This window comes from Silicimonas lutimaris (assembly GCF_047314965.1).
Lineage (GTDB): Bacteria > Pseudomonadota > Alphaproteobacteria > Rhodobacterales > Rhodobacteraceae > JAVJUV01.
The window spans coordinates 62336-82605 of the sequence record NZ_JBLBVK010000046.1 but is presented as its reverse complement, the minus strand read 5'-3'; the positions used below and the strand labels follow the sequence as shown (position 1 = coordinate 82605).

18 protein-coding genes are annotated in these 20270 nt (G+C 63.6%); 4 read left to right on the top strand and 14 right to left on the bottom strand.

The features are described from left to right. Window positions 1-1305 carry a TRAP transporter large permease gene (locus ACKLNI_RS09075; protein WP_413718748.1) on the top strand — a complete coding sequence of 435 codons (1305 nt, stop codon included), beginning with the start codon at window positions 1-3 and terminating at the stop codon, window positions 1303-1305. Here the strand turns inward: ACKLNI_RS09075 and ACKLNI_RS09070 are convergent. The 3 genes from ACKLNI_RS09070 to ACKLNI_RS09060 are packed head-to-tail and all read right to left on the bottom strand — an operon-like array spanning window position 1302 to window position 4083. After that, window positions 1302-1967, bottom strand: a complete 666-nt coding sequence (locus tag ACKLNI_RS09070) for a GntR family transcriptional regulator (protein WP_413718747.1) — start codon at window positions 1965-1967, stop codon at window positions 1302-1304. The genes ACKLNI_RS09075 and ACKLNI_RS09070 overlap by 4 nt on opposite strands. Then, on the bottom strand, window positions 1964-2992 hold the full coding sequence (locus ACKLNI_RS09065) for a Gfo/Idh/MocA family protein (protein WP_413718746.1): 1029 nt from the start codon (window positions 2990-2992) through the stop codon (window positions 1964-1966). Before ACKLNI_RS09065 ends, ACKLNI_RS09070 begins: the two co-directional genes overlap by 4 nt. Beyond that, a complete protein-coding gene (locus ACKLNI_RS09060) occupies window positions 2989-4083 on the bottom strand; it encodes an isocitrate/isopropylmalate dehydrogenase family protein (protein ID WP_413718745.1) in 1095 nt (364 codons plus the stop codon). Before ACKLNI_RS09060 ends, ACKLNI_RS09065 begins: the two co-directional genes overlap by 4 nt. Before the next feature lie 146 nt (window positions 4084-4229). Between ACKLNI_RS09060 and ACKLNI_RS09055 the strand changes: the two genes are divergently transcribed. After that, a complete protein-coding gene (locus ACKLNI_RS09055; RefSeq protein ID WP_413718744.1) occupies window positions 4230-5027 on the top strand; it encodes an N-acyl homoserine lactonase family protein in 798 nt (265 codons plus the stop codon). Here the strand turns inward: ACKLNI_RS09055 and bhcD are convergent. The 4 genes from bhcD to bhcA form a co-directional block, all read right to left on the bottom strand. Continuing rightward, the gene (bhcD, locus tag ACKLNI_RS09050; RefSeq protein WP_413718743.1) at window positions 5024-5989 is read right to left on the bottom strand and encodes an iminosuccinate reductase BhcD; all 966 of its coding nucleotides are present in this window, start codon (window positions 5987-5989) and stop codon (window positions 5024-5026) included. The two genes, ACKLNI_RS09055 and bhcD, sit on opposite strands and share 4 nt — an antisense overlap. An 80-nt stretch (window positions 5990-6069) precedes the next feature. Further along, window positions 6070-7233, bottom strand: coding sequence for a 3-hydroxy-D-aspartate aldolase BhcC (gene bhcC / locus ACKLNI_RS09045; protein WP_413718742.1), 1164 nt, complete (start codon window positions 7231-7233; stop codon window positions 6070-6072). An 11-nt stretch (window positions 7234-7244) separates the two neighbouring features. Continuing rightward, window positions 7245-8216, bottom strand: a complete 972-nt coding sequence (bhcB, locus tag ACKLNI_RS09040; protein WP_413718741.1) for a beta-hydroxyaspartate dehydratase BhcB — start codon at window positions 8214-8216, stop codon at window positions 7245-7247. Then, window positions 8216-9406: an L-aspartate--glyoxylate aminotransferase BhcA gene (gene bhcA, locus ACKLNI_RS09035; protein WP_413718740.1), complete on the bottom strand. Its 1191-nt coding sequence runs from the start codon at window positions 9404-9406 to the stop codon at window positions 8216-8218. Before bhcA ends, bhcB begins: the two co-directional genes overlap by 1 nt. Before the next feature lie 160 nt (window positions 9407-9566). On the opposite strand from bhcA, the gene bhcR reads away from it, so the two are divergent. Beyond that, window positions 9567-10397 (top strand): HTH-type transcriptional regulator BhcR, encoded by an 831-nt coding sequence (gene bhcR, locus ACKLNI_RS09030; protein ID WP_413718739.1) that lies wholly within the window; start codon window positions 9567-9569, stop codon window positions 10395-10397. A 112-nt stretch (window positions 10398-10509) separates the two neighbouring features. Beyond that, complete coding sequence (locus tag ACKLNI_RS09025; protein ID WP_413718738.1) at window positions 10510-12879, top strand: methyl-accepting chemotaxis protein; 2370 nt, start codon at window positions 10510-10512, stop codon at window positions 12877-12879. Between the two features lie 81 nt (window positions 12880-12960). Here ACKLNI_RS09025 and ACKLNI_RS09020 read toward each other — a convergent pair whose 3' ends face one another. From ACKLNI_RS09020 to ACKLNI_RS08990, 7 genes are all read right to left on the bottom strand, one after another. Beyond that, complete coding sequence (locus tag ACKLNI_RS09020; RefSeq protein WP_413718737.1) at window positions 12961-13797, bottom strand: bifunctional allantoicase/(S)-ureidoglycine aminohydrolase; 837 nt, start codon at window positions 13795-13797, stop codon at window positions 12961-12963. 82 nt (window positions 13798-13879) lie between these two features. Continuing rightward, a complete protein-coding gene (gene iolB / locus ACKLNI_RS09015) occupies window positions 13880-14686 on the bottom strand; it encodes a 5-deoxy-glucuronate isomerase (RefSeq protein WP_413718736.1) in 807 nt (268 codons plus the stop codon). Between the two features lie 78 nt (window positions 14687-14764). Beyond that, on the bottom strand, window positions 14765-16657 hold the full coding sequence (locus ACKLNI_RS09010; protein WP_413718735.1) for a bifunctional 5-dehydro-2-deoxygluconokinase/5-dehydro-2-deoxyphosphogluconate aldolase: 1893 nt from the start codon (window positions 16655-16657) through the stop codon (window positions 14765-14767). Window positions 16658-16684: 27 nt separating this feature from the next. Beyond that, complete coding sequence (iolG, locus tag ACKLNI_RS09005) at window positions 16685-17668, bottom strand: inositol 2-dehydrogenase (RefSeq protein WP_413718734.1); 984 nt, start codon at window positions 17666-17668, stop codon at window positions 16685-16687. A 101-nt stretch (window positions 17669-17769) separates the two neighbouring features. Beyond that, entirely contained in the window at window positions 17770-18078 is a 309-nt protein-coding gene (locus tag ACKLNI_RS09000; protein ID WP_413718733.1) for a MocE family 2Fe-2S type ferredoxin, read from the bottom strand. A 27-nt stretch (window positions 18079-18105) separates the two neighbouring features. After that, window positions 18106-19113, bottom strand: a complete 1008-nt coding sequence (locus ACKLNI_RS08995; RefSeq protein WP_413718732.1) for a Gfo/Idh/MocA family oxidoreductase — start codon at window positions 19111-19113, stop codon at window positions 18106-18108. Further along, window positions 19110-20135 (bottom strand): sterol desaturase family protein, encoded by a 1026-nt coding sequence (locus ACKLNI_RS08990; RefSeq protein WP_413718731.1) that lies wholly within the window; start codon window positions 20133-20135, stop codon window positions 19110-19112. The genes ACKLNI_RS08995 and ACKLNI_RS08990 overlap by 4 nt, the downstream gene beginning before the upstream one ends. Window positions 20136-20270 lie beyond the last annotated feature (135 nt).

Sequence of the window (20270 nt, the reverse complement as noted above, 5' to 3'; positions counted from 1 at the left end):
ATGTCCGGAACAGCCATCGGTCTAATCGGCATTGCCGCGCTTTTCTTCCTGCTCGTGCTGCGGATTCCCGTCGCCTTCGCCATGTTCGTGGTCGGGTTCTTCGGAATTGCGGCGCTGAACGGCACGAATGCCGCGATCAGCCTGCTGGCGTCCGAGTCCTTCACCCTGGCGTCTTCGCCCGAACTGGTCGTGATCCCCTTGTTCATCCTCATGGGTAACGTAGCGTCGGCGACCGGGATGAGCCGTCAGCTTTATGACGCGGCTTATGCCGTCATCGGCTCGCTGAAGGGCGGGTTGGCGTCGGCCACCGTCATCGGATGCGGGGGCTTTGCCGCCCTGTCGGGATCCTCCGTCGCCTCGGCGCTGACCATGGGCAAGGTTGCTTTGGCGCAGATGGACCGGTTCAATTACGACTCCCGCCTTTCGACCGGGGTCGTGGCCGCCGGAGGCACGCTGGGCATCCTGATCCCGCCATCGACGGGGTTCGTGATCTACGCGATCCTGACCGAGCAGTCGATCGGGCGCCTATTCCTTGCCGGGGTCTTCCCGGGCATCCTGCTGTTGTCCCTGTTCGTTCTTGCGGTGACCGTACTTTGCTGGTTTCGGCCGGAATACGGGCCGGCCGGGCCCAAGACGTCGGTATCACAGAAGCTTGCGGCACTGGCAGGGGCGGGGCCCATCGTGGGTATCATCGTCCTGACCATCGGGGGCATCTACGGCGGCCTGTTCTCGCCCGTCGAGGCGGCGGCAGTGGGCGCGGCGGCGGTGATCCTGATCGGGCTGGTGATGCGGACGCTGTCGCTGCGGGCGCTTTGGATTTCGGCGAAGGATTCGGTCGTCACCACCGCGACGGTGATGCTGATCCTGATCGCTGCCCACATGATCAACCCTTTTATGGCGCTGAGCCATATCCCGTCGGTTGTGGGCGATTTCATAAATGCGCTGGAGTTGTCGCCGACCGGTGTTCTGGTGATGATCCTCGTGATCTACATCGTGCTGGGCTGCTTCCTCGAAGGCTTCGCCATGCTGGTGCTGACGCTGCCGATCTTCTTCCCGATCATTCTGGAGATGGGCATCGACCCGATCTGGTTCGGGGTGTTGGTCGTGCTGGCGCTGGAGATGGGGCTGATCTCGCCGCCTGTCGGGCTGAACGTGTTCATCGTGAAATCCGTCGCGCCCAAGGTGCCTCTGGCAGATATCTTCCGGGGCGTGGTGCCGTTCTGGCTGATGATGATCGTGACGCTGGCGATCCTGATCGCCTTCCCGCAGATCGCCCTTTACCTGCCGACCACGATGATCAACTAGACCTGGTTCAGCCGGTGGCTGCGCAGGAGGCTGATCAGCATCTCCTTCGCCCTCTCCCGGTGCGCGCGGTGAATGCTTTGGGCCGTGTAAGCCGAGCCCTTCCGGATGGCCTCGAGCACGGCGCGGTGATCGTCGTTCGAGCCCTGGGGCAGGGGGCGCAGGTAGAGGGTCAGGGAGCGCGCGCGGCGCACCTGATCTGACATCATGGCCACGATGGTCTCGATCCGGCGGTTCCGGCCGAGGCGTACCAGTTCGGAATGGAAACGGTCGTCGGCCTCGGCCCATGCCTCGCGGTTCTGTGCGGCGACGGCCGCGTCCATGTCGTCGATCGCGCGCGCCATTCCCGATAGCTCTGCCTCGGAATGGCCAGCCGCCGCCGCGCGGCCGGCCGCGTGGCTTTCAAGCTCGGTCAGCACGTCGTAGATCTCGGCCATGTCGTCGGGCGAGACCGGCAGGATGCGCACACCCCGGCGTGGGCGGACCGAGACCAGCCCCTGTGCCTCGAGGATCAGTGCCGCTTCGCGTACAGGTGTGCGCGACATGCCGAAGCGCTCGGCCAGTTCCGTTTCCAGGTGGTCGGAGCCCGCGGCGAGGTCGCCGCTGAAGATCAGCCGGCGCATTTCGTCTGCGGCGCGTTGGGTGTTGGTGGTCGTGGTCGTCATGCTGCGGTCTCCAGTGCGATCTTGCGGCCCTCCGCGGCCGATCGGTAAATCGCCTCTTCGATGGCGACGACCTTGAGGTAGTCGGACGCCATGTTTTCCAACGGTTCGCGGTCCAAGAGCCCCCCGATAACATGGGTCTGCAGCGCATGGACGCAGTCTCCGCCAAACCCGTCCCAGCGGTCGGGAGGTAGAACCAGGTGGCTTTCGCCGGTGCCGAAACGGCGCCGATGCACCGCGCCGTCACCGGTCAGTGTCAGGGAGCCCGTCGTGCCTTCGATCAGAGCCTCGCCCATGGTGCGGCGCAGGTTGTCGGCACGGTGGTCGAGGTGCCGGTTGCCGTCGAACAGTGCCCGGGCGCCGTTCGCATGGTCGAAGAGGACATATCCCGCATCCTCGCCCGCGATGACCGGGTTGATCCGGCGGAGATCAGCATAGACCGCCACCGGATCGCCGAGGAGGAAGCGGAAGATGTCGACAAAGTGAACGCCCGTCTCATGCACCAGAAAGCGCTCCATCTTCTGGAAATAGGGCTGGCGGTCGAGATAGGCGTCCGGACCCTGGCCATCGCCGGGGCGCAGGCGGAAGGTGGCCTGCAGCACATGACCGATCGTGCCATCCTCGATTTCGCGGTGCATGGCGCGGTACCAGGGCTGGAAGCGGAAGTTCTCGTGGATGATCAGTCGGGCGCCAAGCGCGTTGACTTCGGCGGTGATGGCGCGGGCTTCGGCGAGGTCCATGCAGAAGGGCTTCTGGCAGATGAAGGTCCGCACCCCGAGCGCCAGCGCGGTTCGGATTGCCCTGGCCTGGGCCGCGGGCGGCACGATGATGTCCAGAAGATCGGGCCGCGTGGCTTCGACCATGGACACGAGATCGCCGAAGGCCGGATGCCCCGTCGCCAGAGCGCGGGGCAGGTCGGGGTCGGGCACGCCGACGACGCGGACACGGTCGATCCGAGCCCAGCTGCCGTAGTGGAACCGGCTGAAATAGCCGGCGCCGACGCCGGCGACCTTGATCGTGGTTGTCATGCCCGGGACCCGAGTGCCGCCGCGACAGCATGCGCCGCTTCCCCGGTGGAGGAGGTGCCGCCCAGGTCGCGGGTCAGGGTGCGGGCCCCCGAGATCACTGAATCGACCGCGTCGGTCAGCCTTCGGCCGTCGTGGATCATCTCGGGCAGATCGTGCTTGTGGCCCAGCCAGTCGAGCATCATGGCGCCCGAGAGGATCATCGCCATCGGATTGGCCACGCCCTGTCCCGCGATGTCGGGCGCCGATCCGTGGCAGGGCTGGAATACCGCGTGGTTTTCGCCGATATCCGCCGAAGGCGCCATCCCGAGGCCGCCCATCAGCCCTGCGCCGAGGTCCGACAGAATATCGCCGAACATGTTTTCGGTCACCATGACGTCGAAGACCCAGGGTTTCTCGACCATCCAGAGCGCGGTGGCGTCCACATAGGCATGGTCCGCCCGGATGCCGGGGTGGCGCGCCGCCTCCTCGTCGAAGATCTTTCGGAAGAAGGCGAATGCGCGGAAGATGTTTGCCTTGTCGACACAGGTGACGCGGCCCGGCCCGATGCCTGCCGCCTTGCGCTGCTCGGCGAGATCGAAGGCGAAACGGAACAGCTTTTCCGAGGTTGCCCGCGTGATCTTCAGCGTCTCATAGGCTTCGGTCTCGGTCACTTCGCCCTTGGCGCGGGTGTGAAACAACCCCTCCGTGCTTTCCCGGATCAGGACGAAATCCACCCGTTGCCCGCCGGAGAGAGCAAGCGGAGTTGGCTGGCCGGGCCTGATGGACACGGGTCGGACCCCGGCAAAGAGGTCCAGTTCGAACCTGAGGTCGATCTGGGGGGATATCTCGGTGCCATCAGCATATCGCACGCTTGGAAGGCCCATGGCCGCCAGCAGGATGGCATCGGCGGAGCGCGCGCGCTCCAGCGAGGAGGCGGGCAGGGCATTGCCGGTTTCCTGGTAGGTTTTGGCGCCCGCTGGCAGCTCGGTGCAGGCCAGCCGGTAGGTTTCTGCAGTGTTCGAAAGGCCCGACAGGATCTCCAGTGTCGGCGTCATGATTTCCGGTCCGATTCCGTCTCCGGGAAAGACGGCGATGTCGAAGGTTTTGGTCACGGGAGACTCCTGATGTCTTTTTTGTTGCGCCAATTAATGCATACATTAATGTCGACATCAATGGAAGCATCTGATGAAATCTGCACCGACTGAGGCGAATTGCGGTATCTCCTGCGAGAACCAAGGCGACGAGAGAGGACAGAGACGTGAGCGACTGGGACGTTTTCGCGATCAAGTACGCGGACCGCAATTCCCGCATCCGCGGTGACAGCTTCGTTTTCGATGACAATCACGACCAGCCGCATCCGATGGACTATTTCATGTGGCTTTTGCGGCAGGGCGACCGGCTGATCCTCGTCGATACGGGATACGACACCGAAGAAGGCGCGCGCCGTGACCGGCCCATACGGCTTGATCCCGGCGCGGCCTTGGCCCCTTTCGGCGTGACGCCAGAGGACATCGACGAGGTCATCGTCACGCATCTGCACTATGATCACGCGGGCGGGTTGCACCTTTTCCCGAACGCAACGCTGCACCTGCAGGCCGCCGAGATGGCCTATGCTACCGGTCCCTGCATGTGCCACGACACGCTTCGGATGCCGTTCACGGCAGATCACGTCTGCGAAGCGGTAAGGCGGGTCTATTCGGGCCGGGTTGTCTTTCATGAGGGTGACGGCGAGATCGCGGATGGCGTCACCGTTCACTGCCTTGGGGGCCATTCCCGCGGGCTGCAGGCGGTGCGCGTGCGCACCTCGGCGGGCTGGCTGGTGCTGGCGTCGGACGCCACGCATTTCTACGAGAACCTGTGGCTGCAAAAGCCGTTCCCGATCGTGGTCGATCTCGAGGACATGCTGCGCGGTTTTTCCACGCTGAAGCGGCTCGCCTCGCGGCCGGAGCTGATCGTGCCGGGCCACGACCCGCTTGTGCGGCATATCTTTCCCGAAGGGCCGGCCCCCCATATCTCGCGGCTGGACCGTGGGCCGACGGGGACGATCCCGTTCTAGAAATCCACCTCGATCGCGAGGCCCTTCGCGATGGCCAGATCCACCACGGATGCGGCCACAGCCAGGTCCTGAAGGCCGACGCCCGTGCCGTCGAACAGAGTGATCTCGTCGGCGCTTCTCCGCCCCGGATGTGCGCCATTGATGACCGCGCCGATCTCGACGATGTCGCGTTCTGCGATCAGGCCCGCGGCAATGGCGTGCTGCGCCTCGCCGATCGACACGGACTGCGCGATTTCGTCGGCGAAGACGGTCGCACGCGCCAGAAGCGCCGCCTCGACCTCCTGCTTGCCCTTGGTGTCGGTGCCCATGCAGGCCAGGTGCGTCCCCGGCGACACGTGATCGGCCATAAGTGAGGGCGCAAAGGAGGAGGTGATCGAGATGATGACATCCGCGTCCCGCATCCCTTCCAGCGGCACCGCTTCGAACGGCAGCCCCGCTTCGGTGGCGATCTTCTCGATATTGGGCAGCATGTCGGGGTGATAGTTCCAGCCGATGACCTTCTCGAAATCCCGCTGCTCCAGCGCCGCGCGCAACTGGAACGTGGCCTGGTGGCCGGCGCCGACCATGCCGATCACCTTCGCATCCTTCCGCGCCAGGTGGGCGATAGAGACCGATGAGGCGGCCGCGGTCCGAAGCGCGGTCAGCAGGTTGCCGCCCACCATTGCTTTTGCCCGACCCGTTTCCGGGTCGAACAGGAACACCGTCGACTGGTGATTGATAATCCCCTTCGTCTCGAGATTGTGCGGCCAGTAGCCACCTGCCTTCAGGCCAAGCGTCAGCCCCGCCCGGTCGAACCCGCCCTTGAAGCCGTAAAGCGCATCTTCATGGCCGATGGCCTCACGCACGACGGGGAAGTTGTAGGCATCCTTCGACGCCATGGCGGCAAAGACCTTCTCGACGGCATCGAATGCCGCCTCGCGGGTCATAAGACCCGCGATCTCGCGCTCGGGGACGATCCACATGGGCTTTCCTCTTGGCAGAAATACTTTGGGGGGCCGGGGGGCAAGGCCCCCCGGTCGGTCGCCGCCAAAGGCGGCGAAACTCAGTAGGCCTTGCCGCGTGCCGACACGGGCCAGACGGTCTCGACCTTGCCGTCGCGCAGGCCCACGTACCAGTCGTGGACGTTGCAGGTCGGGTCGCAGTGGCCGGGGACAAGTTTCAGCTTGTCGTTCACCTTCAGTACGCCGCCTTCGTCCATCACGACGCCATGCTCGTCCGAGCATTTGACGTATTTCACGTCGTCGCGTCCGAAGATCACGGGAAGGCCCGAGTCCACCGATTGCGCCTTCAGGCCCGCGTCCACGATGGCCTTGTCGGCCTTGGCGTGACTCATCACGCTCGTCAGGATGAACAGCGCGTTTTCCCATTCGCCCTGGTCGATGCGGTTGCCGTCCTTGTCGAGGATGCGCCCGTAATCGGCGTCCATGAAGGCATAGGAGCCGCACTGAAGCTCGTTGTATACGCCCGAGGTCGACTCGAAATAATACGACCCGGTGCCGCCACCGCCGACGATGTCGCACTCCAGCCCCTCGGCATTCAGCGTGTCGACGGCGTCCTTCACCATCGCCACGGCGATCTCGATCTTGGCTTTGCGCTCGTCATAGGAGTCGAGGTGCTGCATGGCGCCCTGATAGGCCTGGATGCCGGCGAATTTCAGACCCGGCGCGGCGTCGATGGCCTTGGCGATCTCCACGACTTCCGGCGTCGTGGTCACGCCGCAGCGTCCTGCGCCGCAGTCGATCTCGACAAGACATTCGATCTGGGTGCCATGCTTCACCGCCGCCGCCGACAGATCGGCAACGTTCGCCAGGTCGTCGACGCAGCAGATGGTGCGCGCGCCAAGTTTGGGCATGCGCGCCAGCCGGTCGATCTTGGCGGGATCGCGCACCTGGTTCGAGACGAGGACGTCCTTGATGCCGCCGCGGGCGAAGACCTCGGCCTCCGACACTTTCTGACAGCAGACGCCGCAGGCGCCGCCCATCTCCACCTGAAGTTTCGCCACGTCCACCGATTTGTGCATCTTGCCGTGCACGCGGTGACGCATGCCATGCGCCTTGGCATAATCGCCCATCTTCCGGATGTTGCGCTCCAGCGCGTCGAGATCGAGAACGAGGCATGGCGTCTGGATATCGGCCTCGTCCATGCCGGGCTTGGCCGGGATGTCGTAGCCCACTTCGTATTCGTCGAGTGCGTTCATGTCTTTCATGGTCTCTCTCCTCAGCCTTTGAACCAGGGCAGGGTGTCGAGATCGACATTGCCCCCGGTGATGACGACGCCGACCCGCTTGCCCGCGAACCGGTCCTTGTTTTTCAGAATGATCGCCAGCGGCACCGCGCAGGACGGCTCCATCACGACGCGCAGATATTTCCACGTAATCTTCATCGCGTCGATGATCTCCTGCTCGCTGGCCGTCATGATGTCGCTGAGGTGGTTCGAGACGAAATGCCAGGTCAGGTCCTTGAGCGGCACCTTGAGCCCGTCCGCAATGGTCTCGGGCGCGTCATCGGCGATTATGTGACCGGCCTTGAAGCTGCGATAGGCATCGTCGGCCTGTTCCGGCTCGGCGGCGATGATCTGCACCTCGGGCGCCAGCGTCGAGAGCGTCAGGCAGGTTCCCGAGATCATGCCGCCGCCGCCGATGGGGGCCACGACCATGTCGAGGCCGTCGGTCTGCTCCATCATCTCTTTCGAGCAGGTGCCTTGGCCGGCGATGACGCGGGGATCGTTGTAGGGGTGAACGAAGTTGCCCCCGGTGCGCGCCTGAACCTGGGCGAAGACGGCCTCACGCGAGGAGGTCGAAGGTTCGCACTCGGTGATCGTGCCGCCATAGCGGCGGACCGCGTCCTTCTTGGCCTGCGGCGCGGTGCGGGGCATGACCACGTTGCACGGGATGCCGCGGCGGCCCGCGGCGTAAGACAGGCAAAGCGCGTGGTTGCCGCTGGAATGCGTGCAGACGCCCTTTTCGGCCTGTGCATCGTCAAGGCCGAAGACCGCGTTCGAGGCGCCGCGCACCTTGAACGCGCCCGGTTCCTGCAGGTTCTCGCATTTGAAGAACAGCTCGGCCCCGGAAAGTTCGTTCAGGTAGTCCGATGTCAGGATCGGCGTGCGGCGGATATGCGGCTTGATCCGCTCATGCGCGGCCAGCATGTCCTCGTAGGTGGGAATGATCATCTCGTTCATGTCCTTCATCACGCGGCCTCTTTCTTTGCGATGGCGGGTCTGGCCCGGTAAACCTCCTGCGCGGCAGCGACGCCCGAGCCGAGGCGGACGGGCAGACCCAGGTCGACCATGACCATCTCGGCCGTCGCGATGCCCGAAAGCGCCATGACATCCGTCAGGCTTCCCAGGTGGCCGATCCGGAAGACTTTGCCCGCGACTTCGCCGAGACCCGTTCCGAAGGCGACGCCATAGGCTTTCGCCGCGTGGGCGACGATATCGGAGGCGTTGAACCCTTCGGGCGTGCGGATCGCGCTGACCGTGTCCGAGTAGAGGTCCGGAGACGCCGCGCAAAGTTCCATGTCCCAGGCCGCCACGGCGGCGCGGACTCCGCTTGCGATCCGGGTGTGGCGGGCGAAGACGTTCTCGAGACCTTCCTTGAGCAGCATGCCGCAGGATTCGTTCAGCCCGTTCATCAGGCCGACGGCGGGAGTGTAGGGATACGCATTGGCCGCGTAACCCTTGGTCATGTCGCGGATGTCGAAGAAGGTGCGCGGCAGGCGGGCCGTGTCATATGCGGCAACGGCGCGCGGGCTGAAGCCGACGATGGCGAGACCGGCATGCAGCATGAAACCTTTCTGCGAGCCGGTGACGGCAACATCGACGCCCCAGTCGTCGAACCGGAAGTCCATCGAACCGATCGAGCTGACGCCATCGACGAAGAGCAACGCGGGATGTCCGGCGGCGTCCATCGCGCGGCGAACCCCGGCAATATCGGACTTCACGCCTGTGGCCGTTTCGTTGTGGGTGGCGAGAACGGCCTTGATCTTGTGGCTTGTGTCGGCGGACAGGATTTCCTCGAAACGCGCGACGGGGATGCCCTGGCCCCAGGGAACCTCGATGAACCGCACGTCGAGACCGAAGCGCTGGCACATGTCGATCCACTTATGGCTGAACATGCCGTTCCGAGCGGCCAGAACGGTGTCGCCGGGCGACAACGTGTTAGAGATCGCGGTTTCCCAGCCACCGGTTCCGGTCGCGGGGAAGATGAAGACCTCCGCGTTCGCGGATTTCAGAACCTTGCGCACGCCGTCACGGGCCGGATGCAGGATTTCCGCGAAGAGCGGCGATCGATGATCGATCGTCGGCATGTCGCAGGCTTTGCGCAGCCGCTCGGGGATGTTGGTGGGGCCGGGGATAAAGACCGGGTTCTGGAAACTCATGGCGCGTCCTCCTCGCTCGTTGAGGCCTTGTAGCGAGAGATCCACGGGGAGGAAATTTTTTTGAAATATTTTTTCAAAATTATTTTCTTGTGAAAATACTATACTTGTCAGTAGGTTAAATTTTTCATAATATGAAATTAATTTTCGAAACGAGAAAACTATGGACGGATTTCCTGACTCATCCCCCCGCCGCGGACGCGGGCGGCCGCGGGACTGGCACGACAAGACGGAGCAGAACACGATCAAGTCATTGGATCGCGCTATGGAGGTGTTCGAGCATCTGTCGACGATCGAAGGCGCGACGCTGTCCGAGATCTCGGGCGCGCTGGATCAGTCTCCGGCGACCGTCTACCGCATTCTGGTGACGCTGGAGAGCCGGGGGTTGGTGGAGTTCGATGGCGCCGAGCAGCTTTGGCAGATCGGCGCCCGGGCCTTTGTCATCGGTGCCCGGTATCTCCGTCGCACAAGTCTTGTCGAACGTGCGCGCCCGATTTTGCGGCGGCTGATGGAGGAGACCGGCGAAACTGCCAACCTTGGCATCGGTAGGGGAACGGAGGTTCTGTTCGTCAGTCAGGTCGAAACCCACGAGAGTATCCGCGCCTTTTTTCCGCCTGGCACCCTGTCGCCCCTGCATGCCTCGGGGATCGGCAAGGCGCTTTTGGCGCGTATGGACGAGGCGGCGCTGAACCGGTTTCTGGCGCGGGCGCATCTTCAGCGTTTTACCGAACACACGATCTGCGAGCGCGGAGCGCTTCTGAGCGAGATGGAGGCGATCCGGTCGCGCGGGTATTCGATCGACGACGAGGAAAAGACACTGGGCATGCGCTGCGTGGCTGCTGCGGTGATCGACATGCACGGCGAAGCGATCGCGGGGCTGTCCATCTCCGGACCGACCAGCCGCGTTACGGGCGAAAGAATCCAGCGCTTCGGTACTTCGGTTGCCGGCGCGGCGCGCGAGCTGTCGGCGGCGATGGGGGCTGTTGATCCGTGAGGTTCTTGAAGATTTTTCGGACTGCAGTGGAAACACTGCGCGTGTCTTAGGAGTTTCCTAAGCTCTCTGTGAACAATTGCGGCCATTCAGAACCAAATTTGGGATGTGTCGAATGTTCAGTTCTCTCAGCGCCAGCCAGCGCATCCTTGTCGCATTTCTCTCCATCGGCGGTCTCGCAATCGCCGCCGGAGCGGTCATTCTCTGGTCGATGTTCGGAATTACCCGAAGCGGAGAGGAAGTTGGCGCACGGCTTGCGCCTCTTTTGGATGCGGCGATGGAGATCAAGATCTTCGCTGGGGATGCCCATCTGGTGATGGAAGAGATCATGGCGGGCGATACGACCCGGAACATGTCCGAGGTCATCGGCGGGCTGGAGCGCGCGCAATTCTTTGCGAAGGCGATCGTCGATGGCGGGGAGACGGCGGATGGTGTCATCCATCCTTCCGAAGACCCGCTGGTTCGCGGGAATATGCGGGAAGTCCTGCGCAGCCTTGAAGCCTTCGCGCTGTCAGCGGAAGACCGGTACAGGCTTCTGAGCGGGCGTACGGGTGTCGGTACGGATGCCGACGCCGAGTTCGATGCGCTTTACGACGACCTGACGGATCGGATTGCCACGGCGACCGAGGGCTCGGTTTCGCACGACCTTCAACGGCTGACCGGCGATGCGCGGTATCTTCTGGCCCACGGCCATCTTCTGGTCGCCGAGATTCTCGGGGGCGATCTGGGCGAGGATTTCGGCGAAGCGACCGGTTCCTTCGACGCGGCGGCAGAGCGCCTGGGGCAAGCGGCCGTCCGGGCGCCGGAACTTGCGGGCGATCTGCGAGCCATTCTCCCCGATCTTGAACGTCTTCGGGGTCTCGCGGTTCAACGATATGACCGGGCTCTCGATCTGTCCCGGACGTTCGCCGAGGCGGATGCGGCATTCGACGCCGAATACGACCGGTTCGTCGAGTTTGCGAATCAGGCGGAAACCGCGATCCGGGCCAGCATGGCTGCCGGTCTTGCCAGGCAGGAGGGCATGAGCCGCATGGCGGTTCAACTGGCCGCCGTTGCGGCGATTTCGTTTCTTGCGCTGATCTTCTTCCTTCAGCGCTGGCTGGACCGGTCGCTGGGTCACCGGATGAAGATCATCGCCGAGTCGATGGATCGGATCACATCGGGGGATCTCGAGGTTTCGGCACCCGATTGGGGAACGACGGACGAAATCGGGCTTCTTCGCGAGAAACTGGAGGACCTTCGCCAAGCGTTCATTCGGCAGAAAGAGCTTGAAAGAAGCGTCGTGAAAGAGCGGGAGGCGGCGCAGGCGAAGCAGATTGAAGCCGAGCGCGCCCAGTCGGAGGCCGAACGCGCGCGGATGGCAGCCGATCAGCATCGCCAGGATGCAGAGGCCTGGAGCAAGGCGGCGGATTCGTTCAGGAAAGACTTCTCACGCGTCGTCGATGCCGCAAGAGACGGGCGGTTCGATCAGCGGATCGAGACCGTGACCGGGGAGGCGGATCTTGACCAGTTGGGCCTTACCCTGAACGAAATGCTCGATTCCGTCAGCGAGGGTATCGGCGCCACGATCGCGGTCATGTCGGCCGTTGCGCGGGGTGATCTTCGCCGGAAAATGTCCGGCAAATTCAAGGGTGCGTTTGGAGATATGCAGGAGAGCGTGAATTCCACCCTTGATGAGCTGATCCGGATCGGCGCCGCCCTGTCCGAGGTGAGCCGGGATCTTGCTTCCGAAGTGGGGCACCAGGCCGAAAGCTCGGACAGGTTGTCCCAGAGGTCGACCTCTCAGGCGGCCTCGCTTGAGGAGACGAACGCGGCGATTACCAGCATGTCCTCGATGGTGAAATCGACCGAAGCGGATTGTTCGGCGACCGTGGAACGCGTCGGCGACGCGTCCCGCCATGCAAGCGCCGGGGAAAAGGTGGTTCTTCAGGCGATCGCCGCGGTCGAGAAGATCGACGAGAACGCGCGGAAAGTCAGCGAATTCATCACCGTGATCGACGAGATTTCATTCCAGACCAATCTCCTTGCGCTGAATGCGGGTGTCGAAGCTGCGCGCGCCGGCGAGGCGGGCAAGGGCTTCGCCGTTGTCGCCCAGGAGGTGCGCGCCCTGGCGCAGCGGGCGAACGAAGCGGCATCGGGGATCGGCCGATTGATCGAGGAAAGCGGCCGGGGCGTCGAGGAAGGGGTCCGGCTGGTCACGCAGACGGGCGAGGCGCTTCGCGAAATCCACCGCTCGATTTCCCAGGTCGCGGAATTCTCGGCGAAGATCGCGGAATCCAGCCGCGAACAGTCCAGCGGCATATCGGAGGTTTCCACCGTGATCGGCGATCTTGACCGTTTGACCCAGCAGAATGCATCGATGGCCGAAGAAGGCACGGCGCGCTCCAGGAATCTGCGCGACAAGATCCAGGGCCTTGAGATGCTGGTCGATTTCTTCAAAACGACCGAGGACACAGGTCACGGGCGCGAGCGACTGGCCTCGTGACAGGCGCGATATTCCGATGCCGGGCGCGTTCCTGTTGGCTGGCCGTACGGGCGATTGCCCCGATGCTGTCAGCCGTCGGGATCAGCCGATCCGAAGCGGGGATTGCAGCGGAGCGTGGCGGTTGACGTCCTTGTAGAGAAGATAGCGGAACCGCCCAGGCCCGCCGGCATAGCAGGCCTGCGGGCAGAAGGCGCGCAGCCACATGAAATCACCCGCCTCGACCTCCACCCAATCCCGGTTCAGCCGGTAGACCGCCTTTCCCTCCAGCACGTATAGCCCGTGCTCCATGACATGGGTTTCCATGAAGGGGATCACGCCGCCGGGCTCGAAGGTGACGATATTGACATGCATGTCGTGACGCAGGTCCTCTGGGTCCACGAAGCGCGTCGTTGCCCACCTGCCATCGGTTCCCGGCATCGGGTTCGGCGCGATTTCGGTCTCGTTCGTGACGAATGGCTCCGGCGCGTCGATTCCATCGACAGCCTGATAAGCCTTGCGGACCCAATGGAAGCGAACCGCCTCAGCACCCGTATTCTTGAGGCTCCAGTCCAGCCCGGCCGGAAGATAGGCATATCCGCCGGGTTCCATCCGGTGCGTGACGCCCGAAAACGTAAGCGCGGCCTCGCCCTCGACCACGAAGATCACCGACTGCGCGGCCGGATCGGTGTCGGGTCTGTCCGAGCCGCCGCCCGGCGAGACTTCGACGATGTATTGCGAAAAGGTCTCGGCGAAACCGCCAAGTGGCCGCGCGAGAATCCAGGCGCGGGTTTCGGACCAGTGCGGCAGGAAACTGGTTACGATATCCCGCATCGTTCCCCGGGGGATCACCGCGTAGGCCTCGGTGAATACCGCGCGGTCCGTCAGCAACTGATCCTGTCCCGGATGGCCGCCTTTCGGCGCGTAATACTTGGGAGGCATCGGTGGTTCCTGTTCTTGATATTTGCGCGACTATGCGCTGCAAGTCGCTTGGCTGTCACGGTTTTTCCATTGATAGCCAGGCTCAGGCGTCGCGTTTCATGATCCATTCGACCTCGGGCGCGGGAACGAAACGCCATTTCCGCAACGGGCCGGCCATGACGTTCAGATAATACAACTCGAAGCCATAGGGCGCGCCGCAGGGGTGATGCCCGCGCGGCACCAGCACCACGTCGCCGTCCGAGACCGCCATCGTCTCGTCCAGCCGCCCGTCATCGGTATAGACGCGCTGGATCCCGAAGCCCGAGGCAGGGTTCAACCGGTGGTAATAGGTCTCCTCCAGGTAGGTGATGCGCGGGAAGTCGTCCTCGTCGTGTCGGTGGCTGGGATAGGAGGACCAGTGCCCCGCAGGAGTGAAGACTTCCGTCACGAGAAGCGAGTCGCAGAAATCCTCGTTCTCCATGGCGATGTTGTTGATCAGCCGCGTGTTCGTGCCCTTGCCGCGTTCGGTTAGGGTGATGCCGTCGGGGCCGATCCGGCGCGCCTCGTGTCCGCCTTTGCCGGGGGCGGCGCAGACGGCGATGGTGCAGTCCGTTTCGGCGGTTGCCTGCCACTCTGTGCCATTCGGAAGATAGAGCGAGTGGGGTGGGGTCTTCTCGAAGACGCTCATCCGGTCGCCCAGAACGCCCCAGTCCCGCCCGGCGCCGGTGAAGGCGGCTTTGCCTTCGACCATGACAAGGATCACCTCGTTCCCGCCTGTCGCCTCGGCCGCGGTCTCTCCGGCGCGGAGCCGGTAGAGGGAAAAGCCCACATAGCGCCAGCCCGCGGTCTCTGGCGTGACATGGTGGACCTTGCCATGGGTTCCGAAGGGTTTGAGCAGGAGATCGGGCATGGTTCGTCCTTTCCGTGGCAAGAGCGCGAGGGCAGGCGCATTTCTGCCCCCGGTGCTCCCGGTGTCAATGGTGTGGCGTCACCCGGCCCGCGCTTCGTTCCAGATGCCGCAGAGCCTTGCGTAATTGTCTGTCATGCGAGCGACGGCTTCGGCGTCGCCGATTCTGCCTGCCATCCAGTCGCGGGCCGGGGCGGCGAAAATGGTGCGGCCGACCGCGAAGCCCCTAACCAGTGGCTGTCTTGCGGCCAGCGCGAAGGACGCGGCGAGTTCGTCCTCGGGCGCGTCGAGGCCGAGGACGACGATGCCGCGAGTCCGCGGGTCGTTCCGGTCGATGGCGTTGACCGCGTTTGCCCAGGCGGTGTCTGTGCTGAAGGGTTCCAGCTTCCACCAGTCGGGGTAGACGCCCAGATCGTAGAACCGCTGGATCACCTGCGCTGTCGTGCCGTCGTCGACGGGGCCTACCTTGGAGGGGATCACTTCGAGCAGGAATTCGAGCCCGTTCCTCCGGGCAGCGTGGAAGAGACGCAGCACGGTCGCTTCCTGTGCAGCCCAGGTTTCCGCGTCGTCGTCCGGGTGCGCGAAGCAGAGGCATTTGACAACCTGGGTTCGGGGCCACTGGGCGAGGCCGCCGAAATCCGGGCCGATCTCGGGTTCCAGCATCAGGGGTCGCGATCCGGGCCATTCGACGGGACGTCCGATCCAGAGTCCGGTTCCGGCAGCGCGGTAGAGCGCCTGGCGGCCCAGGCGGCTGTCGCAGAGAATTCCGTGGCCGGGCTGACCGTCGGCGACCGCAAGTGCAGCCTCAAGGCAGAGAGTCTTGAAATGACCGATCCTTTCCGGCGTTGCGCCGTCGATCGCTTCGAGTTGTGCGCGGTGATCGAAGGCGAAGACGCGCATCACCGGCCAGTCGCCCTTGCGGTTTGTAGCCCAGTGGACCTGTTCCAGTTCGGTATCGTTCCTGAGGTCCGGCCGCCTGATCCCGCGCTTGAAGAAGAACTGGAGTTCTTCCCATGAGGGGTAGGCAGGCGTGCAGCCGTGGCGGCTGACCGCGAATGCGCCACAGGCGTTGGCGTATTTGAGCGCCGTTGGCCAGTCTTCGCCGTCGAGCCATCCCTTCAAGAGGCCCGACATGAAGCCGTCGCCCGCGCCCAGTACGTTGAAGACCTCGATCGGAAAGCCGGGACCGGCTTCGCCTTCGTCGAGGCTGTCGGCGATGTCGCCGGTGAACGCAACCGCGCCGATCGCGCCTCGCTTGCAGACGAGCGTGGCTTTCGAGACAGCGCGCACGGCGCGGAGCGCCGCGACGGTGTCGGTCGTGCCGCCCGCGATGTGGAATTCCTCCTCCGTGCCGACGATCAGGTCGAAGAGATGCAGGGTCGATTGCAGTTTAGCCGTGACCCGCGCACTTTCGACGAAACGGCTTTCGCCGTCGCCGTGCCCCGCCACGCCCCAAAGGTTAGGACGGTAGTCGATGTCGAGCGCCGTCTGCATGCCGGCTGCGCGCGCGATCTCCAGGGCCTTGATCGTGGCGGCCTCGACCTGCGGGTGGCTTAAGTGCGTGCCGGTGGCGACCACGGCCCGGGCGCGGTGAATGAACGCGGGGTCGATGTCGTCGACGGTCAACCCCATGTCGGCGCAGTTCTCGCGGTAGAAGATCAGCGGGAACTGCTCCTGGTCGCGGATGCCGAGAAGAACGAGGGCGGTCAGGCGGTCGGGGTCGGTCTTGACCCCGTCCGTATTCACGCCCTCGCTCTGCAACTGCTCAACGATGAAGCGGCCCATGTGTTCGTTGCCGACCCCGGTGATGACCGCCGATTTCAGCCCCAGCCTTGCGGTGCCGCAGGCGATGTTGGTGGGGCTGCCGCCGATGTACTTTTCGAACGAGCCCATGTCTTCAAGACGGCCGCCGACCTGGGTGCCGTAGAGATCGACGCTGGAGCGGCCGATGGTGATGAGATCGAGGTCCTTCATGGGCTTACACGCGCTTTTTCAACCCTGTCACAAGGTAATGGTCTTGCCGGTTTTGGCGGATTCTGTCGCCGCCTCGGCAACTGCCAGCGCCGCGACGCCTTCTTCCAGCGTCACGGGCATGCGTGCGCCGCTGGCGACAGCCTTCATGAAGGCGTCCCATTCGGCGGCGTAGGCGGGCATGTAGCGTTCGAGGAAGAAATGCATCGGCTTGGCGCCAGTCACGCCCGCTGCGGTTGATTTCACGAGCTGGTTTTCCAGCATGTTCTTCGCTTCGAGCATGCCTTCGGAGCCGAGATACTCTATCCGCTGATCGTAACCGAAGGCGGCACGGCGCGAGTTGCGGATCGTGGCGATACGCCCGTCGGAATAGGTCAGGGTGACGACGGCCGTGTCGAAATCGCCTGCCTTGCCGATCTCCGGATCGACGAGCGAGCTGGCCTTGGCGGTGACGGTTTCAGGTGTGCCGCCCATGAGCCACTGGCAGATGTCGAAGTCGTGGATCATCATGTCGCGGAAGATGCCGCCCGAGACCTTCACATAGGCCATCGGCGGCGGGCCGGGGTCGAATGAGGTGACGGCCAGAAGCTCGCCTTTGCCGATTTCGCCCGCGTCGAAGGCGGATTTGAGCGCCGCGAAGCTGGGGTCGAACCGGCGGTTGAAGCCGATCATCACGGGTTGGCCGTTTTTCTGGGCGACTGCAAGACAGGCGCGGGCGCGTTCAAGGCTGAGATCCACGGGTTTTTCACAGAGCACGGCCTTGCCTGCGGCCGTTGCCGCTTCGATCAGTCCGGAATGCGTATCGGTCGATGTCGCGATGAGCACGGCGTCGATGCTGTCATCCGCGATGATCTCGTCTGAACTCCGAACTTCAGCGCCGAATTTCGCGGCAAGCGCTTCGGCTGCCGGAGCGTGCACGTCCGAGACTGCGGCGAGTGTACTCTCCGGGTGTCCGGCGATGCTGACTGCGTGGACCTGGCCGATGCGGCCAGCGCCAAGAAGACCGACTTTCATTTCATTGTTCCTTTCAGACTGAACGCCTGTCCGGATCGCGCCGGACGGGGAGAGGTTGATCCGTGCTTACACGGAGCGATAGGGGGAGGTGAAGCATCGGGTTACAGCTCAACAAGCACGCGGCCATTTTCCGAACGTGTCGGATGGGTGCCTAGGTTTTCGCAGGCAGGCGGGGTTTCGACCTCGCCGGTGGTGAAGTCGAAGATGCTGGCGTGCTTCGGACACTCGATCGTATTCTCGACGACAAGGCCGTCGGCCAGATGTACGTCTTCATGTGTGCAGAGCCCGTCGGTGCAGAAATAAGCGCCTTCATGGTTGCGGTAGATCGCGAACGTGCGCCCGCCGTGATCGAAGCGGATCACGTCTTCGGTGTCTATGTCTTCGGCGGAGCAGGCGTCGATCCAGGGCATTCCATTCTGTCCGTATGTGATGGCCTGTCAGGCGGTTTTGTAGAGTTCGGGAGCGTCGGGCGTCTCGATGGACACCGTTGCGCCGCTTGCCAGCGCCTCACAGCCTTTGTCCGCGATCAGGGTCGAGAGCATGCCGTCCCAGGCGTTCGCGGCAACGGCAGAGGGCTGGCCGGTTTCGACGAAGCGGACGAACGCGTGGTTCTGCAAGCGGTAGGCATCGGCGAAACGGGGGCGCCAGTCAGCGGCATAGGTCTCGGTCGCACCAAAGTTCGCGTGGGTCCGGCTCCAGACCGGCGCGCCGAGGGTGACGGAGGCGCGTTCGCCGACCAGTTCACCCCGGACGTCGTAACCGTAGGCGGCGTTGTTGTTGACCTCGATCGTGACAAGCTGGTCATCGGTGGTCCGCAGGATCATGACGACCGGCGCGACCAGATCGTCGGTCCTGCGCGGCTGTGAGGCGGAGATGCTGCGGATGTCGGCGCCAAGGACGAAACGGGCGGCATCGAATTCATGGGGCGCCGAGTTGGTGATCGCCATGGCGCCGGTGAACCAGGGCGGCACCTCTACGTTGCGGTGGAAGTTGTGCATCATAATCGCGCGGCCCAGCGTTCCGCCATCCAGAGCGGCCTTCATTTCCGTGTAGGCGGGATCGAAGCGGCGCATGTAGCCCACCTGTACGAGCTGCCGGCCCGCCGCGACCTCGGCCTCGATGATGCGCTGACATTCGCCGGTGGTGGGGGCCAGCGGCTTCTCGCAGAGAACGGGCTTGCCCGCGGCGATGCAGGCCAGCGTCAGGTCCGCGTGGGTGGCGTCGGGGCTGGCAATCAGCACGGCGTCCACATCCTGGCGCTTGATGCTGGCGTGAGGATCGGTCGCGATATCCGCCGCTCCGGTCACTTTGGCGATTTCCCGGGCGCGGGCCTCGGAGGCATCGCAGATCACCGAAAGGCTGGTGCCCGGAATGTCGTTGGCAAAGATCCGGGCGTGATCGGCGCCCATTATTCCTGCGCCGATGATGGCAAGGCGTATTGTCATTGTCTCTGGGTTCCTGCGGTCTTGCGCGTGGCCGCGCGTTCCTTTTTGCGGCGGAAGCGTTCCTTCATCCGTTCGTCCGCTTCTTTCGAGCCGTCGTGCCACGTGCCGAAAACCTTGTCCAAGGGCACTAGGCCGTCGCCGTAGTTCACCTCGAAATACTTGTGGTGGAGGTAATGGCCGTAGGCGTGGCTATCGACGGCGATGTCGTCGGTCACCTCCATCTTGTCGAAGCCCACGTGGCCGGGGATCGCGCCGAACCCCGCAAAATGCAGTTGGTACAGCGCGAGAAGAGGGTTCGAGGGGATCACGAGGTGCCAGAGCGCTGTGCTGAAATAGAGCGCGTGTTCGACCGGATGCATGGCGAGCGAGGACCACGGGCTTGGGTTGATCGAGTTGTGATGCACCGAATGGACCCATTTGTAGAGGAACGGCGTGTGGATCAGGCGATGAATGCAGAAGAAGTGAAACTCGTGGATGACCGGGACGAGCAGCGCGAGGAGGGCCAGGTAGACCGGGTGTTCGGCGAAGCCGAGCCAGGGAACCCAGCCATTAGCAAAGACCCAGAAGACCAGCACCTGCAGGGCGGTCCAGACGGTCACGCCGAAGAGCAGGGTCCGCAGAACACTGTCGATGACCTGGTGGCGGAACCAGAAGGCGTCGTTCGGATGTTCGGCGGGAAACTTCGCGTTGTATTTGAAGCGTGTGCCCTGGGCGCGCTGCCAGTAAAGGCGTAACTCGAAGGCTCCGTACCAGAGGCAGACGGCGATGATGTTCACTGCATAAAGGTAGAGCGCCCATCCCCATGAGAGTGTCTGCATGGTGTCGAGGGGCGGCAGAATCCAGAACCAATAGGCGAGGGAAAAAAGGGCGAAGGACAGGTTCCACGGAAAGAAATAACCGGGAACCCAGTGCAGGATCCGGCTCGGGCTGGGGCGCAATGTCCAGAAAGGCGCAATGTCGAGCGGTTCGCTCGGCGCCCAGTTGCCGCGCTTGTCGCGCGTGCCGAAGGCGAGATCGTCCATGATGTCCTCCCAGGGACGCGCCGACTCGGTCTGCGTCCCTCGGGCAGTTTGTCAGAGCCTTCCTCGCTTCACCAATACCGCGCGGCACGGGGAAGTATTTTGTTTCATCTGTTTCATTTTCTGCAATCAAATGAC

Coding starts and splice junctions, on each gene's coding strand:
- ACKLNI_RS09075 (WP_413718748.1), top strand. CDS start 1: ATGTCCGGAACAGCCATCGGTCTAATCGGCATTGCCGCGCTTTTCTTC.
- ACKLNI_RS09070 (WP_413718747.1), bottom strand. CDS start 1,967: ATGACGACCACGACCACCAACACCCAACGCGCCGCAGACGAAATGCGC.
- ACKLNI_RS09065 (WP_413718746.1), bottom strand. CDS start 2,992: ATGACAACCACGATCAAGGTCGCCGGCGTCGGCGCCGGCTATTTCAGC.
- bhcD (WP_413718743.1), bottom strand. CDS start 5,989: ATGTGGATCGTCCCCGAGCGCGAGATCGCGGGTCTTATGACCCGCGAG.
- bhcC (WP_413718742.1), bottom strand. CDS start 7,233: ATGAAAGACATGAACGCACTCGACGAATACGAAGTGGGCTACGACATC.
- bhcB (WP_413718741.1), bottom strand. CDS start 8,216: ATGAAGGACATGAACGAGATGATCATTCCCACCTACGAGGACATGCTG.
- bhcA (WP_413718740.1), bottom strand. CDS start 9,406: ATGAGTTTCCAGAACCCGGTCTTTATCCCCGGCCCCACCAACATCCCC.
- bhcR (WP_413718739.1), top strand. CDS start 9,567: ATGGACGGATTTCCTGACTCATCCCCCCGCCGCGGACGCGGGCGGCCG.
- ACKLNI_RS09025 (WP_413718738.1), top strand. CDS start 10,510: ATGTTCAGTTCTCTCAGCGCCAGCCAGCGCATCCTTGTCGCATTTCTC.
- ACKLNI_RS09020 (WP_413718737.1), bottom strand. CDS start 13,797: ATGCCTCCCAAGTATTACGCGCCGAAAGGCGGCCATCCGGGACAGGAT.
- iolB (WP_413718736.1), bottom strand. CDS start 14,686: ATGCCCGATCTCCTGCTCAAACCCTTCGGAACCCATGGCAAGGTCCAC.
- ACKLNI_RS09010 (WP_413718735.1), bottom strand. CDS start 16,657: ATGAAGGACCTCGATCTCATCACCATCGGCCGCTCCAGCGTCGATCTC.
- iolG (WP_413718734.1), bottom strand. CDS start 17,668: ATGAAAGTCGGTCTTCTTGGCGCTGGCCGCATCGGCCAGGTCCACGCA.
- ACKLNI_RS09000 (WP_413718733.1), bottom strand. CDS start 18,078: ATGCCCTGGATCGACGCCTGCTCCGCCGAAGACATAGACACCGAAGAC.
- ACKLNI_RS08995 (WP_413718732.1), bottom strand. CDS start 19,113: ATGACAATACGCCTTGCCATCATCGGCGCAGGAATAATGGGCGCCGAT.
- ACKLNI_RS08990 (WP_413718731.1), bottom strand. CDS start 20,135: ATGGACGATCTCGCCTTCGGCACGCGCGACAAGCGCGGCAACTGGGCG.